This window comes from Methylobacterium sp. SD274 (assembly GCF_017355285.1).
Lineage (GTDB): Bacteria > Pseudomonadota > Alphaproteobacteria > Rhizobiales > Beijerinckiaceae > Methylobacterium.
In genome coordinates, this window is the sequence record NZ_JADIJP010000002.1 from 238951 (window position 1) to 252712 (window position 13762).

Below are 13762 nucleotides of genomic sequence, written 5' to 3' on the forward strand. Positions count from 1 at the left end.
GACCAAACGAGCCTCGCACCATGTGCGAGGCTCGTTCTTGACCCGACGTCGTTCAGACGGCGAGCTTGGCGGCGATGCCGGCGACATGCTTGCCCTGGTACCGGGCACCATCGAGTTCGACACCGCTCGGCTGACGGCTTCCGTCGCCATCGGCGATCGTCGACGCACCATAGGGCGTGCCCCCCTTCACCTGCTCGACACCGTTCTGGCCGGGGAAAGAATAGGGCAATCCCACGATGACCATGCCGTGGTGCAGGAGCACGGTGTGGAAGCTGGTGAGTGTCGTCTCTTGGCCGCCATGCTGTGACGCCGTGGATGTGAAGACCGAGCCGACCTTGCCGACCAGCTTACCCTGCGCCCAGAGGCCGCCGGTCTGATCGATGAACTGCTTCATCTGGGCAGCCATGTTGCCGTAGCGTGTGGGCGTACCGAAGATGATCGCATCATAATCGGCCAGTTCGTCCACGGTGGCGATGGGGGCCTGCTGGTCGAGCTTGTAGTGGAACTGCTTGGCGACCTCGTCGGGAACGAGTTCCGGGACACGCTTCACGCTGACATCGGCCCCGGCTTCGCGGGCACCCTCAGCGACGGCGTTCGCCATCTGCTCCACATGTCCCCAGGACGAGTAATAGAGGACCAGAACCTTCGCCATCATTCTCACTCCAGATCGAAAAACGCCGCAACGCAGCTTTGTGCAGTGGCCGATATCGGTGAGGACGTGCCTTGCGGAAATGCCCTACTCTGCAAAATTCGTCTTGCGTCAATGCAAGGTCGCAACGGTTCGATGGGGTGCTGCGTGGCCGATTGGGACGATTTCCGCCTCGTGCGCGCGATCGCCGAGCAGGGTGGCCTGACCCGTGCCGCCGATCATCTCGGCATCAATCATTCAACCGCGTTCCGCCGCCTCTCTGCCATCGAGTCGTCGATTCAGGCACGGCTCTTCGAGCGGCACCGGTCGGGCTACGTTCCCACTGAGGCGGGTCGCGCCATGATCCTCGCCGCCTGTCGGATGGATGACACTGTCGCGCAGTTCAATCGTGAACTCGCGGGCCAATCATCGGAGCCTGCCGGTGATGTGCGCATCACCGCACCGGCGGGCCTCGCAACCGGAGTCCTGATGCCGATCTTCGCGGGGTTTCGACGACGCTACCCGCGTATCCGCCTCGAACTCGTTCTGGCCGAGGAATCGCTCAATCTCTGCAAGGATGCCGATGTGGCGATCCGAGCCAGTGATCGACCGCCGCCCAACCTCGTCGGACGACGCTAAGCGACCAGCAACTGGGCCATCTACGGGACACAGGATTACGTGGGTCGCGCTATGGCCGACAGTCCATGGGTCTATCCGAGCGCTACCGTGGCAGGCGGACGCTTCGCCGCCTTCGCAAAGTCCCGCATCGCGGCGGGAAACGTCGCCATTTCGATCAACACGGTGCTGGGCCTGCGTGAGGCGATCGAGGCCGGGTGCGGTATCGGACCGCTACCGCGCTGGGAGGCGGATACTCGTCCAAACCTGTTCCGCCTTTCACAGAACGAACCCGAACTCGCGACCTCGCTCTGGGTTCTGACCCACGCCGAACTGCGTCATGCTCCACGGGTCAGAGCGCTCATGGATGTCATCGCCACCGAAATCGCGGCGATGCGGCCATTGATCGAAGGGATCGGTTCCTAATTCACCCGATGGCTTCGATTTCGATCTCGTGGCCGTTCACCTCGACGGTATCGCCCACGCTTTTCCCCGTCAGAGCCTTCGCCATCGGTGAAACGTAGGAAATCGAGCCCTTGGTCGGATCCGCCTCGTCTTCGCCAACGATGCGGAATTTCTGCTTGGCACCGTCCTCTTTCAGGATCGAGACCGTCGACCCGAAATGGACCGTCTCACCGTCCATCGGCTCGACGAGTTCGGCCGAGCCGAGACGCGCGGTCCAATAGGCCAGTTCACGGGTGACGCGGGCCTCATCGGCCTTGGCGCCAGGCGTCAGCGCGGAAAATTCCGACTGCAGCCGAGCCACTTCGGCTTCCATCTGGGCGAGACCCTGGGGGGTGACGAAATTGGTGTGGGGCGAGATAGGGCGATCTGGAAGATCCTCGAACGCTTCTCCGCCTTCACGCTCTTTGACAAATGCACTGCTCATGAAGACAGGAATGCTCCGCAAGCATAACGGTTCCGCTCCGGGTCACCCGATGGTGACGACGGTGCGGCCACGCGTCCGCCCCTCGAGGATTTCCTCTGCGAGCGTCCCCACCTCCGAGAGTGGCACTGTGCTCGTCATTTTGGCGAGGAGGCTTCGGTCGAGGTCCCGCGCGATCCGCGCCCAGGCTTCCCTGCGCTTTGGCAACGGGGTGGTGACACTGTTGATGCCGAACAGCGTCACGCCGCGCAGGATGAAGGGTGCCACCGAGGTCGGCAGGTCCATGCCTCCGGCGAGGCCGCAGGCCGCGATGGCACCGTCGGCCTTGGTGGACGCGAGGAGATTGGCGAGCGTCGTCGAGCCGACGGCATCGATGCCCGCTGCCCAGCGCTCTTTCGCCAGGGGCTTGCCGGGATTCGCGAGCTCGCTCCGGTCCATGATCTCGGCAGCGCCCAGCGACGTCAGGTAATCCGCCTCGCCCGAACGACCGGTCACGGCGATGACATGCCATCCAGCCTTGGCTAGCAGCGCCACGGCGACTGATCCGACACCGCCGGACGCACCCGTAACGATGGCGGGGCCGTCGGCAGGGGTGAGGCCGTGGGAATCGAGGGCCATGACGCAGAGCATGGCGGTATAGCCGGCGGTCCCCACCGCCATCGCCTCTTCAGGCTTCAGCCCATCCGACAACGGCACGAGCCAGTCGCCCTTCACCCGCGCTCGCTCGGCATAGGCGCCGAGATGGCTCTCGCCGACGCCCCAGCCGGTGAGCACCACGGCGTCGCCGGGCTTGTAGTCGGGATGGTCCGAAGTCTCCACGATGCCGGAAAAGTCGATGCCGGGGATCATCGGGAAACGTCGCACGACGGGCGAACGGCCGGTCATGGCCAATCCGTCCTTGTAGTTGAGGGTCGAATGCGTGACCCGCACGGTGACGTCGCCGTCCATGAGATCTGCTTCGTCGAAATCCGTGAAGCGGAGATTCTGTCCCGCTTCGCTCTTTTCGATCACCCACGCCTTGAACGTCGCCATATCCGCCGGTCTCCTCTCGCCTCGAAGCTGACCTGTGTCGAGGGCGCCCTGAATCAAGACGGCCCCGGGCGGTGAGACGCCCGAGGCCGAGACGACGTCGCGTCGGATCAGATCAATATCCGTCGTAAATGCTGCCGGTGGAGAAGCCGAGGCCGACGCCGACATCGGCCGAACTCGCACCGGTGATGCCGAACGCGTCGGGAATGGAGCCGATCAGAGGAGCGCGGGGGGAGCCGGCATAGCCGCCCCGATAGCCTCCTCCATGAGCGGGCACCCAGCCTGACCGTCCGCGCGAGACCAGAACGGTGCGCTGGACGCTGGCATATTCCGCAGGGATCGTCTCGGGGATCGTCTGGCCGGGCTGGGCCAGGATGCGGCGATGGCGCGTTGCGAAGCGCGGCGGAACGTCGACCCAGCAGCCGATCATCTGGCCGTAGGCGTCCCGGCGTGTCTGCCAGACGCGGCCGCCCGGAGAGATCTGGACCTGTTCGGCGACAGTCTCGAACACCGGGGGAATGGAGCGGTAGACGGTCCGCGCCGGGCGGACGAGAACGTGCTCGGAGACGGTGTCGTAGACGGGCGGTGTAGTGACGTGACGGTAGCATTCGGCGCCGCCACAGCCTCCGGCCTGAGCCGATGTCGCGAGAATCGAGGTACCGAGCATGGCGCCGGCAAGGGCGATGGCGGACAGCGTGAAATGGGCGACCGGCGCGGTCATGATGAATTCCTCGACTCTAAAACGCGATGTGGTTGGCGTGCGGCCCATGACGGCACGCACCCCTCGACGCATTAGAGGCGGTCAAGTTGCGCTCGGAGCAAGCTGTATTGCAGATCAGGGTAAAATTAACCCTGGCTTAAGACTACGCAATTTTCACTCTGCTTAAGTAAAGCGTGCGATGTCGATTCACGGGGCGTTAAACCGGATTCAGGTCTGACCGCGCTTGAGCTGGTAGAAGATGTGGCGGCCGATCACGTCCATCTTTTTCAGGCGCCTCGACCAGCCCGGCTTCACGTAATCGGCGTGATAATGCGTGGCGCCACCGACCTCGCTGAGATAGGTCCGCCCTTCGATGACCGCGCTGGCGATGCGGCTGGCGCTCTGCCAGGATGGGCCGTCGGTGATGCGCAGCGATTTGCCTTCGCAGGCGAAGGAGAACTGGCAGCCCATATAGCGATGCCGGTTCTGGTAGACGACACCGCAGACATTCGACGGGTAGAGGCCGCTCTTGACGCGGTTCAGAACCACCTGGGCCACGGCGGCCTGACCGTCCTCGGGCTCGCTCCGGGCTTCGAAATAGACAGCTTCGGCGAGGCAGCGCTGTTCCCGATCGATGGAATCGGGGCCGATCAGGTCGGCATAGCGATGCCGGGCGTCCTCGGGGGTGGCGTCGGCGATGCCCGGTGCAAAGTCTTTCCTTGGCGAGAAGCCGGGGATCATCAGGCTCGCCGCCGCGACTTCGATGGGCGTGGCATCAGCCGGGGCCGGTGTCGTCGACGACAGGGCGACGGCGCGCGGGATGGCGGGTGTAGCACCGTCCGAGGGCTCATCGCCTTCGTCGTCGCTGGCCGCTTCCTGCGGGAGGGTGAAGCCGGAATTCGGCTCCAGGTCTGGCGACCAGATCGCGGAGCCGGGAACCAGCATTCCCGCATCGCTGCCCGAAAGGTTTACGTTGACGACGGGCGCTCTCCCAATCTGGCCGGCGCCTGCCTCGTGGTTCGGATAGAGCCGCTCCGTCGCCTTCGCATCGACACGGCGGCGGATTCCCGGCGTATCGTGGGGGAGCCGCAGGGCGATCCTGGCCACGCCCTGTCCCGTCAGACCGGAGGCGGAAGGGTCGGTTCCGGCGCTTGCCGTGAAGGAGACGATGAAGCCCAGGGCGAGGGTCCAGGGCACCATGGAGGCGCGAAACCAGGGCCGTTGGCTAGGGCGGCGAACGCGTTTCGTACTCACGACCAAACAACCCGGTTAAGGACCTGACCTCACTGTCGCCGCGCATGGGGGAGCAGAAGGTACGATCCAAACTATCGGGCGTTATGGTTGCGAGTGTCTTAAGATGACGCGCGGGATCGCGTGCTGCGAAGACCTTGATCGGCCCCCACGAAAACCTGCAACACGTCTCTTAAAGGCTTCCGGGCCGGCCGTGTGTGACCGCTAGGGCGCCTACGAGAGCATTGATGCTGGAGCGTCCCTTGGTTTCGGCGATGCGCTCTGCATCAGTATTGCTTTGGGTCGCGACAGCGAAGACGAGAAGGGCGATGGTCGCAAGGCCGCCGAGCGCCGAGACGACCCAGAAATAGGCCTGCTGGACGACCCGCGGTACCGGCACGGCATGCGAGGTTTCAGAGAGAAAAACAGGGGGTTGGCTCGAGTCGCTCATGGTCGGCGTTCCCGCGCGTTCAAAGCCATCCCACCCAGCCGGGAGCGTCGTCGCGCTTTGGTCTGGCACTAGCACTCAACGTGCCGAAGCGACATCGGTTCAAGGGGTATTCGGAGATTTATTCAACGACATTTCTCCTGGCGCAGCGCGACGAAAAAGGGCGGCCATCGGCCGCCCTTTCAGGTCTTCCTGTCCTGATGGACCGGCACTCAGCCGCGAGTCTTGTCCCGCGTAGCGAGGGCTGCCTGGGCGGCAGCGAGGCGCGCGATCGGCACGCGATAGGGCGAGCAGGAGACGTAATCGAGCCCGACCTCCTGGCAGAAATGGATCGAGGCCGGATCGCCGCCATGCTCGCCGCAGATGCCGAGCTTGATGTCGGGACGGACAGCCCTGCCCCGCTCGACGCCGATGCGAACGAGTTCGCCCACGCCTTCCTGATCGATCGAGATGAAGGGATCGGCGGACAGGATGCCCTTCTGGGTATAGGCCCCGAGGAACGTCGCGGCGTCGTCGCGCGAGATGCCGAGCGCGGTCTGCGTCAGGTCGTTGGTGCCGAAGGAGAAGAACTCGGCGGTCTTGGCGATGTCCCCGGCGCGAAGGGCTGCGCGCGGCAGTTCGATCATGGTGCCGACCTGATAGGACAGCGTCGCGCCGGTCTCGTCGGTGACGGCCTTCGCCATGGCGTCGATGCGCGCCTTGACGATGTCGAACTCCATCTGGGTGAAGACCAGCGGAACCATGATCTCGGCGGTGACGGGGGCATCCGTCTCCTTGGCGGCCTGGACGGCGGCCTCGAAGATGGCGCGGGCCTGCATCTCCGCGATCTCCGGGAAGGCGATGGCGAGGCGGCAGCCACGGAAGCCGAGCATCGGATTGAACTCGTGCAGCTCGGTCATCCGGCGGCGGAGCTTCTCCTCGGACACGCCGGTGCTCTTGGCGACGTCCTGCACTTCCGCATCGGTATGCGGCAGGAACTCGTGCAGCGGCGGATCGAGCAGACGGATCGTCACCGGCAGGCCCGACATGATCGTGAACAGCTCGACGAAGTCCTGGCGCTGATAGGGCAGGATCTTTGCCAGGGCCGAACGGCGGCCTTCTACGTCGTCGGCGAGGATCATCTCGCGAACGGCGACGATGCGGTCCCCTTCGAAGAACATGTGCTCGGTACGGCACAGGCCGATACCCTCGGCCCCGAAGTTGCGGGCGGCGCGGGCATCGGTGGGCGTGTCGGCATTGGTGCGCACCTTCATGGTGCGAACCTTGTCGGCCCAGCCCATCAGGGTCGCGAATTCACCGGAGAGCGACGGCTCCAGCATCTTCACTTCGCCGAGGAGGACCTGGCCGGTGGAGCCGTCGATGGTGATCTTGTCGCCGGCCTTCAGCGTCGTGCCCGCCACCGTGAGGGTGCCGGCCTTGTAATCGACGCGGATCGTGCCGACGCCCGAGACGCAGGGCTTGCCCATGCCGCGGGCGACCACCGCGGCGTGCGAGGTCATGCCGCCGCGCGTGGTGAGGATGCCCTCGGAGGCGTGCATCCCGTGGATGTCCTCGGGGCTCGTCTCGATCCGCACGAGGATACACTTGCGCTCGGCCTTGCGGGCGGCCTCGGCATCCTCGGAATTGAACACGATCTCGCCGGTGGCCGCACCCGGCGATGCCGGCAGGCCGGAGGCGATGATCTTGCGCTCGGCTTTCGGGTCGATGGTGGGGTGGAGCAGCTGGTCGAGGGCGGCGGGCTCTACCCGGCCGATCGCCTCCTCCTCGGTGATCAAGCCTTCGGCGGCGAGATCCACGGCGATGCGCAGAGCTGCCTTGGCGGTGCGCTTGCCGTTGCGGGTCTGGAGCATCCAGAGCTTTCCGCTCTCGATGGTGAACTCCATGTCCTGCATGTCGCGGTAATGGGTCTCGAGCAGCCCATAGATCCGTACCAGCTCGGCATAGGATTCGGGCATCGCCCGCTCCATCGACGGCTTGTCGGACTTGGCCTCGATCCGTGCCTTCTCGGTGATGTCCTGCGGGGTGCGGATGCCCGCCACCACGTCTTCGCCCTGGGCGTTGATGAGGAACTCGCCGTAGAGCGCGCGCTCGCCGGTGGAGGGGTTGCGGGTGAAGGCGACGCCCGTAGCCGAGGTGTCGCCCATATTGCCGAACACCATGGCCTGGACGTTGACCGCCGTGCCCCAGCTCTCGGGGATGTTGTTGAGCTCGCGGTACTTCTTGGCGCGCGGGATCATCCACGAGCTGAACACGGCGCCGATGGCGCCCCAGAGCTGGTCTTCGGCACCCTGCGGGAAGTCGGCGCCGTGCTCGTCGCGGACGATCTTCTTGTAGAGACCGATCATGTGCTTCCAGTCCTCGGCACCGAGTTCGGTATCGAGGCTGAAGCCCTTGGTCTCCTTGTAATGCTCCAGCGCCTCCTCGAAGGCGTGGTGCTCCACATCGAGCACCACGTTCGAGTACATAGTGATGAAGCGGCGGTAGGAATCGTAGGCGAAGCGCGGATCGCCGGAGCCTTCGGCCAGGGCTTCGACGGTTGTGTCGTTCAGGCCGAGATTTAGCACCGTGTCCATCATGCCCGGCATGGAAGCGCGAGCACCGGAGCGGACCGAGACGAGAAGCGGGTTCTTCGGGTCACCGAAGCCGCGGCCGGTAAGAGCTCCGACAGCATCGAGCGCGGCCTGGACCTCGGCCTTCAGTTCCGTAGGGTACTGACGATCGTTGTCGTAATACCAGGTGCAGACTTCAGTCGTGATGGTGAAACCCGGAGGCACTGGGAGACCGAGATTGGACATCTCGGCGAGGTTTGCGCCCTTGCCTCCGAGGAGGTTGCGCATGGAGGATTGACCCTCCGCCTTGCCGTCGCCGAACGAGTAGACCCACTTCGCCATCGCCAATGATCCGCTTGCAACAATCGGGGATGTCATACCCCTAGATGCCCCGTTGAACCATTGCATGCTGCAATGCAAGATGAACGGCCCTTAGGCGGTCATCACGCGTAACGGGCAGCGGGATTTGTCATCCGATCATGACACAGGGTTAAGACATCTTCATTCCTATGATCGACGAACAGGATTCTGATTCGTCTATCTGTCGGCTCGTGGCTGGTTGCTGAGGCCCCCGACGGGGATCGGGGGGCATCATCGAATGACCCGGTGAACATCACCCGTCATTCGCCTAAACCCGCATTCCAAAGCTCCAGGAAAACGGGTCGAATCCGCCATGCCGACGGCTTGGCTTGGCATTCAGGCGCGATATTTTCCGTTGCGCTTGACCAGCACCCGCGTGCCGACGGGGACGCGCTCGAACAGATCGACGATGTCCTCGTTCAGCATGCGGACGCAGCCGGAGGACATCTGTTCACCGATGCTCCAGGGTTCGTTGGTGCCATGGATGCGGAACAGGATGTCCCGATTGTTCTGGTAGAGATAGAGGGCGCGGGCCCCCAGCGGATTGTCCACCCCGCCCTTGCGGGTCCTTGGCAGGTCGGGGTTAAGGGAGACCATCGTGGTGGTGGGGCTCCAATCCGGCCACACGCCCTTTCGTCCGACCTTCGCTTCGCCTTTCCAAGAGAAGCCGAGCTTGCCGACGCCGATGCCGTATTGCTGGGCCGTGCCGTCCTCCTGCACCAGGGCGAGCTGGCGGTTGTCGATATCGACCACGATGGTGCCCGGCTTTTCCGCCCCGGTATAGCGAACGACCTGCCGACGATATTTCGGATCGAGCCGCGACGTATCCACCAGCGGCACGTCGTAGGGCTTATCCGGCATCGAACCCGTATACCAGGCGGCCTCATCATCCTGCGCCACGGTCATGGGCCCACGAGAATTGCATGCGGCCAATGGAGCGATGACGAGCAGGCTGAGAAGGACACGGCGGATATGCATTGAGGGCTCCACGAAAGTGGTCGTCGGGCGGATCATTGCCCTCATGACTACCGTCCGATGGCCGACGATGTTGTGTCTTTCACGTCGCAGCAGGAGGGAACATGCCCGCCATCTCCGCTTTACGAGAGGCAGTGCTCGCGGATTCATCTCGTCTGGCTCGGCTGATCTTGATCGTTCGGCGCGCTGACGCCGAGCCGTTTTCCGTCCCGCTCGATCGTCTCAAGCGGTTTGCGGGCAGGAAGGCCTGACCACTGGGAATGTCGTTCCGAGCCCGGCCCGCAGGTTCGGGTCTTTCGCGACATCGACCGTGAGGCTGATCCCATCGCTATCGGCCCGGCACCGAAGGTGAGGCTGCGGAACTACGGAATGTCGAAGGCTGGGCCGCTGTCCCATCTTCACGTTGCGTTGATATCGTGACGAACGATGATCTCCGGGGCGCCGTACATGCGGACGTGAAGCATCGTAATCTCCAGTGCGGCCTGAAGCCGAACTTTCGGTTAGGGATAACATCCCACCGAGTGGTGTTCCCGGTTGAGTTGCGCTTCTCGAGCTCGATAACTTATCTCAGGTTGAGTTCGGTCGATGCGCTGAGGCAACCCGCGTTGCTCCGCCGGGCCGGGCGGGGCATGCTCGACCCCGATGCGGCAGGGCCGCCGAAAACCGAGACGACGCGATGGCCGATACGCAAACCTTCACCACGACTGAGGTCGACGAGCCCCTCGCCGACCTCGCGCCGGCGATTCATCTCGACCATTGCGTCATCCACGTCTCCGATTGGGAGCGCTCGACTGCGTTCTATCGCGACGTGCTGGGCGCGGAGGTGATCTCTCGCGGGAAGGGCTTCGCCTATCGGTTCGGCGGCGTTCAATTGAACGTCCACGGCCCCGGCCTGTCGCCGACTCCGCTGGCCGAACGTCCGGTGATGCCGGGCGGCAGCGATCTTTGCTTTCGGTGGTCGGGGTCCATCGACGACGCGCTCACGCATCTCGCGGCGAAGGGCGTCCCGGTCGAACTCGGTCCTGTCGAGCGCAATGGCGCCGCCGGCACGGGGATCAGCGTCTATTTTCGCGACCCCGATGGTTCGTTGATGGAATTCATCACCTATCCGACGAATTGACGGTGCTGCCTCAGCTGCGCCGTTCCGCCAGCTGCTGGTTCGTATGTTCGAGACGCAGCGCGAGTTCACGCATCACCGCGATGCTGATTTGCGGAAACTGAGCCAGCAATTCGAGGAACACCGTCCTGTCGATCCGCAAGGCGGTGATCGCTGTGTCGGCCTGCACGGTGGCGGAGCGCGGCTGGTCGGCCAGGATGCCCATTTCGCCGACCAACGCGTTCGACCCGAGAAGGGCGAGCCGGAATGGGCCGAACGGCCCGTCGATGGTGACGGCAGCTGAACCGTCGAGAATGAGATACGCGGCATCCGCCACATCGCCGCGGGCGAAGAGCTGTTGCCCCGCTTCGAAATGAACCCGCTCACTGGTGAAGGCCAGGAGCTTCAGGCGGGACGGTTCTACCCCGCGAAAGAGCGGCACCTGTCGGAGTGACGAGACCTCGGTGTCGAGGGTCATGATGAAACGACCATTCTGAGCGCTCCGCTGGAAGACGCCGACCGATGGGCGCCTTCATCCTGCGCATCCATGCGGTTTGCCCAGGCATTGTCCAGCCCCGTGCATTCTCACGGCGAAGAGGGGCGGCCTCGCGCACAGACATACGTCACCGTCGATGATTCGCTGCATCTGAGGCGGGTTGTCGCGGTATCCAGGCGCTTTCTCGCAATGACCAGCCGGCATGGATTAAATGGCGGCGGGCATTTGTCTTCAGCAAGGTTGGCCGAGGAACCATCGATATTGGCGAAGGTTGTCATCTTCGAGAACCACATGCTGAGGAGGCGCTGATGGCATCAGGAAATTCTACCTCAAAGCGAGGTTTTGCATCGATGGATCTGGAGCGGCAACGCGAGATCGCGAGCAAAGGTGGGCGGAGTGTTCCGGCGGAAAAGCGATCGTTTTCTCAGGATCGCGAGTTGGCTTCGTCCGCGGGACGCAAGGGCGGTCAGTCGACCACACCCGGCCGGTCCGGCGAAGACTAAATTCCATTTGTTGGAAGAGACAAGGCGCGTACCGAGATCCGGTGCGCGCCTTTCTTGTTTGAGGCGACCGAATATCTAATTCGTCCGCCGTTTTAGGCGCAACAGTAAAAAGCCCTCCGTCATCAACGAAGGGCTTGCGGGTCTCGACGTTCAGTGTCGGTCTGTTGCTTATGCGATGCAGCGGCCTGGGATCATGCGGCGTGCTTCCGGGCCGGCCAAAGAGCTGATTGCTCCCTCACAACCATCCCTCATGGTTCTGCGAGGCTTCAGCACGGGCTTTTCCGTCGAGACGGTATCCTGGTCCGACGAGAACGCCGGTGCCCTGCGCTCATTCGAGACCGCCGTCGTCACACGGAGCACGGCGATGTCGCTTCCACCGATCTGCGCCGGTGAGTGAATGATGGCCGGCGTCAAGCTCGCGGGGGCCTGCTGGCTCGTCGCAGCGGGATGCGACCAGCGGTCTGCTTTGCGCTGAACGACCGGCAAGACAAGCATCGTCAGGAGGGCAGCCGGTCCACCGACACTCAGGATCAATCCAGACCGAAGCATTGTCGTAATCTCCAAGCGGAGCTTGACAGGATGCTGGACAACGCGACCTGATCGTCGCGAGTTCCTTGACTGGTCTAAAAACTTTACGGCCAGTAAACGACGGGCTCGTTGTTGCAAACATTTTTCCGGGACCCGGGTACCTCCCGTTAAGGCGCGTGGCGGAAAAACCACGCGCGTGGCAAAAATGGCCGAAGCCGCATTTTTTGGAACCCTGTTGCATCATGTTCGTTACCAAATCACCCGGCCGCCTGGTCCTCCCCCGCATTCCCCTTGTGCATTGGCCGGAAACTTTTCACGGGTCGGACATTCGTCCGGCCCGTTTTTATTGATCGGTTGACCGAGCGAAAACGGAAAAGCCCCGATCGAGGATCGGGGCTTTCTGACTTCACCGGTGATGTCTGTGACTGTCGGACGATCAGGCGGTCTTCTCGCGGCGACGGGCGCTCTGCTGGAAGAACAGGGCTTGGCTGATCACCGCCGAAACGTTGGCGGGCTGGAACGGCTTGGCGATCAGGAAGGCGGGCTCGGGCCGCTCGCCGGTGAGGAAGCGCTCGGGATAGGCGGTGATGAAGATCACCGGCACCTCGAACGTCTTCAACAGATCGTTCACCGCGTCGAGCCCCGAAGAGCCATCGGCAAGCTGAATGTCCGCGAGGATCAAACCAGGACGCGATCCCTCTGATGCGATCTTGATCGCTTCGGTCCGTGTCCGGGCGACGCCGATGACGTTGTGGCCGAGCCCTTCGACCAGGGCTTCCAGGTCCATGGCAATGAGCGGCTCGTCCTCGATGATGAGGATTTCCGTGGCCATGTCGGCCGCCAGTTCGCGTCCCGCTTCGTCGACGAGGTCACGCACCTGTGTCACGTCGACTTCGAGGATCACCGCAGCGTCCTCTTCGGAGAAGCCTTCGAGGCACGACAGCAGGAACGCCTGGCGCGGCAGCGGGGTGATCTGCCCCAGCCGAACTTCAGCCGGTAGATCATGCTGAACCTGATCGCTCTGGCCGTTGACCGACAGGGAATTCCAGATGCGGGTGTAGACTCGGAAAAGGTCCGCCTTGACGTTGGTGCTGCGTCCGAGCGTGTCCGGCTCGTTGACGAGCGTTTCCAGCGTGGCGGCCACATAGGCATCGCCGGCGACCTGGCTGCCGGTCAGTGCCCGCGCGTAGCGGCGCAGATACGGCAGATGTTGCACGACGAGTTGAGCTGTCGACATTAGATCCCCTTGGCACTGCCGTTCTTTATGGTCGCCACCGCCATAACGCGGTTCGATGGGCTGTGTTCCGCGAGCCCGGAACCGTTTGTATCGCGCTGCGTTGCAGGTGCAGCCATGACTTATGTCAAGCCGCAAAACAATCGCGGCGATGCCACCGCGTGGCATCAAGGGGATAACCGAATGGACGAGGACGAAACGGTCCGCATCTCCCTGGCGGAGACGCGAGTGGAGCTGGAACGTGAGCCGAAACTACATAGCCCCGAAACTCACAGCCTGAGTGACCTCACCCAGAAACGGATCGGCATGCATCTGCGTGCCATGTACGACACGATTGTCCAGCAACCCGTTCCGGATCGCTTTCGAGATCTGATCGCCCGGATGGACGATGCCTCCGGTCAGCCCTTCGATGAAAAATAATCTAACTCACCTGCCTCAGCGCTAAAGTGTGCACCGGCACGGATGGAGTGTGTGATGGTCTTCGC

At 63.3% G+C, this 13762-nt stretch carries 14 protein-coding genes and 1 pseudogene; 5 read left to right on the forward strand and 10 right to left on the reverse strand.

Annotated elements, in window-relative coordinates; genetic code table 11:
• Window positions 1-52: 52 nt before the first annotated feature.
• Window positions 53-652, reverse strand: coding sequence for an NAD(P)H:quinone oxidoreductase (gene wrbA, locus IPV08_RS02910; RefSeq protein ID WP_056430536.1), 600 nt, complete (start codon window positions 650-652; stop codon window positions 53-55).
• A gap of 144 nt (window positions 653-796) precedes the next feature.
• On the opposite strand from wrbA, the pseudogene IPV08_RS02915 reads away from it, so the two are divergent.
• Window positions 797-1669, forward strand: a pseudogene (locus tag IPV08_RS02915) (LysR family transcriptional regulator).
• Between the two features lies 1 nt (window position 1670).
• Here the strand turns inward: IPV08_RS02915 and greA are convergent.
• From greA to IPV08_RS02950, 7 genes are all read right to left on the reverse strand, one after another.
• Window positions 1671-2132 (reverse strand): transcription elongation factor GreA, encoded by a 462-nt coding sequence (gene greA / locus IPV08_RS02920; RefSeq protein ID WP_207410677.1) that lies wholly within the window; start codon window positions 2130-2132, stop codon window positions 1671-1673.
• 42 nt (window positions 2133-2174) lie between these two features.
• A complete protein-coding gene (locus tag IPV08_RS02925) occupies window positions 2175-3161 on the reverse strand; it encodes an MDR family oxidoreductase (RefSeq protein ID WP_207410680.1) in 987 nt (328 codons plus the stop codon).
• 112 nt (window positions 3162-3273) lie between these two features.
• A complete protein-coding gene (locus IPV08_RS02930; protein WP_207410682.1) occupies window positions 3274-3879 on the reverse strand; it encodes a hypothetical protein in 606 nt (201 codons plus the stop codon).
• Between the two features lie 207 nt (window positions 3880-4086).
• Window positions 4087-5058, reverse strand: a complete 972-nt coding sequence (locus IPV08_RS02935) for a cell wall hydrolase (RefSeq protein ID WP_200919155.1) — start codon at window positions 5056-5058, stop codon at window positions 4087-4089.
• A gap of 223 nt (window positions 5059-5281) precedes the next feature.
• A complete protein-coding gene (locus IPV08_RS02940; protein WP_156467845.1) occupies window positions 5282-5539 on the reverse strand; it encodes a hypothetical protein in 258 nt (85 codons plus the stop codon).
• 209 nt (window positions 5540-5748) lie between these two features.
• Window positions 5749-8427, reverse strand: coding sequence for a pyruvate, phosphate dikinase (gene ppdK / locus IPV08_RS02945; protein ID WP_207410683.1), 2679 nt, complete (start codon window positions 8425-8427; stop codon window positions 5749-5751).
• 354 nt (window positions 8428-8781) lie between these two features.
• Window positions 8782-9459: a L,D-transpeptidase gene (locus tag IPV08_RS02950; RefSeq protein WP_056430145.1), complete on the reverse strand. Its 678-nt coding sequence runs from the start codon at window positions 9457-9459 to the stop codon at window positions 8782-8784.
• A 637-nt stretch (window positions 9460-10096) separates the two neighbouring features.
• Between IPV08_RS02950 and IPV08_RS02955 the strand changes: the two genes are divergently transcribed.
• A complete protein-coding gene (locus IPV08_RS02955) occupies window positions 10097-10540 on the forward strand; it encodes a VOC family protein (RefSeq protein ID WP_207410684.1) in 444 nt (147 codons plus the stop codon).
• Between the two features lie 10 nt (window positions 10541-10550).
• Here the strand turns inward: IPV08_RS02955 and IPV08_RS02960 are convergent, their stop codons facing one another.
• Window positions 10551-10994 carry a cyclic nucleotide-binding domain-containing protein gene (locus tag IPV08_RS02960; protein WP_207410685.1) on the reverse strand — a complete coding sequence of 148 codons (444 nt, stop codon included), beginning with the start codon at window positions 10992-10994 and terminating at the stop codon, window positions 10551-10553.
• A 326-nt stretch (window positions 10995-11320) separates the two neighbouring features.
• On the opposite strand from IPV08_RS02960, the gene IPV08_RS02965 reads away from it, so the two are divergent.
• Both IPV08_RS02965 and IPV08_RS02970 read left to right on the forward strand, forming a co-directional pair.
• On the forward strand, window positions 11321-11515 hold the full coding sequence (locus IPV08_RS02965; RefSeq protein WP_082470393.1) for a KGG domain-containing protein: 195 nt from the start codon (window positions 11321-11323) through the stop codon (window positions 11513-11515).
• A 250-nt stretch (window positions 11516-11765) separates the two neighbouring features.
• The gene (locus tag IPV08_RS02970) at window positions 11766-11912 is read left to right on the forward strand and encodes a hypothetical protein (RefSeq protein ID WP_207410686.1); all 147 of its coding nucleotides are present in this window, start codon (window positions 11766-11768) and stop codon (window positions 11910-11912) included.
• A 567-nt stretch (window positions 11913-12479) separates the two neighbouring features.
• Here IPV08_RS02970 and IPV08_RS02975 read toward each other — a convergent pair.
• Entirely contained in the window at window positions 12480-13280 is an 801-nt protein-coding gene (locus IPV08_RS02975; RefSeq protein WP_056430130.1) for a response regulator, read from the reverse strand.
• Window positions 13281-13460: 180 nt separating this feature from the next.
• On the opposite strand from IPV08_RS02975, the gene IPV08_RS24415 reads away from it, so the two are divergent.
• Window positions 13461-13697, forward strand: a complete 237-nt coding sequence (locus IPV08_RS24415) for a NepR family anti-sigma factor (RefSeq protein ID WP_246747750.1) — start codon at window positions 13461-13463, stop codon at window positions 13695-13697.
• The last annotated feature ends 65 nt before the right edge of the window (window positions 13698-13762 follow it).

Bases quoted from the DNA above. Each gene is read 5' to 3' on its own strand.
- IPV08_RS02955 (WP_207410684.1), top strand. From the start codon at position 10,097: ATGGCCGATACGCAAACCTTCACCACGACTGAGGTCGACGAGCCCCTC.
- IPV08_RS02930 (WP_207410682.1), bottom strand. From the start codon at position 3,879: ATGACCGCGCCGGTCGCCCATTTCACGCTGTCCGCCATCGCCCTTGCC.
- IPV08_RS02970 (WP_207410686.1), top strand. From the start codon at position 11,766: ATGGTTCTGCGAGGCTTCAGCACGGGCTTTTCCGTCGAGACGGTATCC.
- wrbA (WP_056430536.1), bottom strand. From the start codon at position 652: ATGGCGAAGGTTCTGGTCCTCTATTACTCGTCCTGGGGACATGTGGAG.
- IPV08_RS02960 (WP_207410685.1), bottom strand. From the start codon at position 10,994: ATGACCCTCGACACCGAGGTCTCGTCACTCCGACAGGTGCCGCTCTTT.
- IPV08_RS02925 (WP_207410680.1), bottom strand. From the start codon at position 3,161: ATGGCGACGTTCAAGGCGTGGGTGATCGAAAAGAGCGAAGCGGGACAG.
- IPV08_RS02965 (WP_082470393.1), top strand. From the start codon at position 11,321: ATGGCATCAGGAAATTCTACCTCAAAGCGAGGTTTTGCATCGATGGAT.
- IPV08_RS02940 (WP_156467845.1), bottom strand. From the start codon at position 5,539: ATGAGCGACTCGAGCCAACCCCCTGTTTTTCTCTCTGAAACCTCGCAT.
- IPV08_RS24415 (WP_246747750.1), top strand. From the start codon at position 13,461: ATGGACGAGGACGAAACGGTCCGCATCTCCCTGGCGGAGACGCGAGTG.
- greA (WP_207410677.1), bottom strand. From the start codon at position 2,132: ATGAGCAGTGCATTTGTCAAAGAGCGTGAAGGCGGAGAAGCGTTCGAG.
- ppdK (WP_207410683.1), bottom strand. From the start codon at position 8,427: ATGGCGAAGTGGGTCTACTCGTTCGGCGACGGCAAGGCGGAGGGTCAA.
- IPV08_RS02950 (WP_056430145.1), bottom strand. From the start codon at position 9,459: ATGATCCGCCCGACGACCACTTTCGTGGAGCCCTCAATGCATATCCGC.
- IPV08_RS02935 (WP_200919155.1), bottom strand. From the start codon at position 5,058: ATGGTGCCCTGGACCCTCGCCCTGGGCTTCATCGTCTCCTTCACGGCA.
- IPV08_RS02975 (WP_056430130.1), bottom strand. From the start codon at position 13,280: ATGTCGACAGCTCAACTCGTCGTGCAACATCTGCCGTATCTGCGCCGC.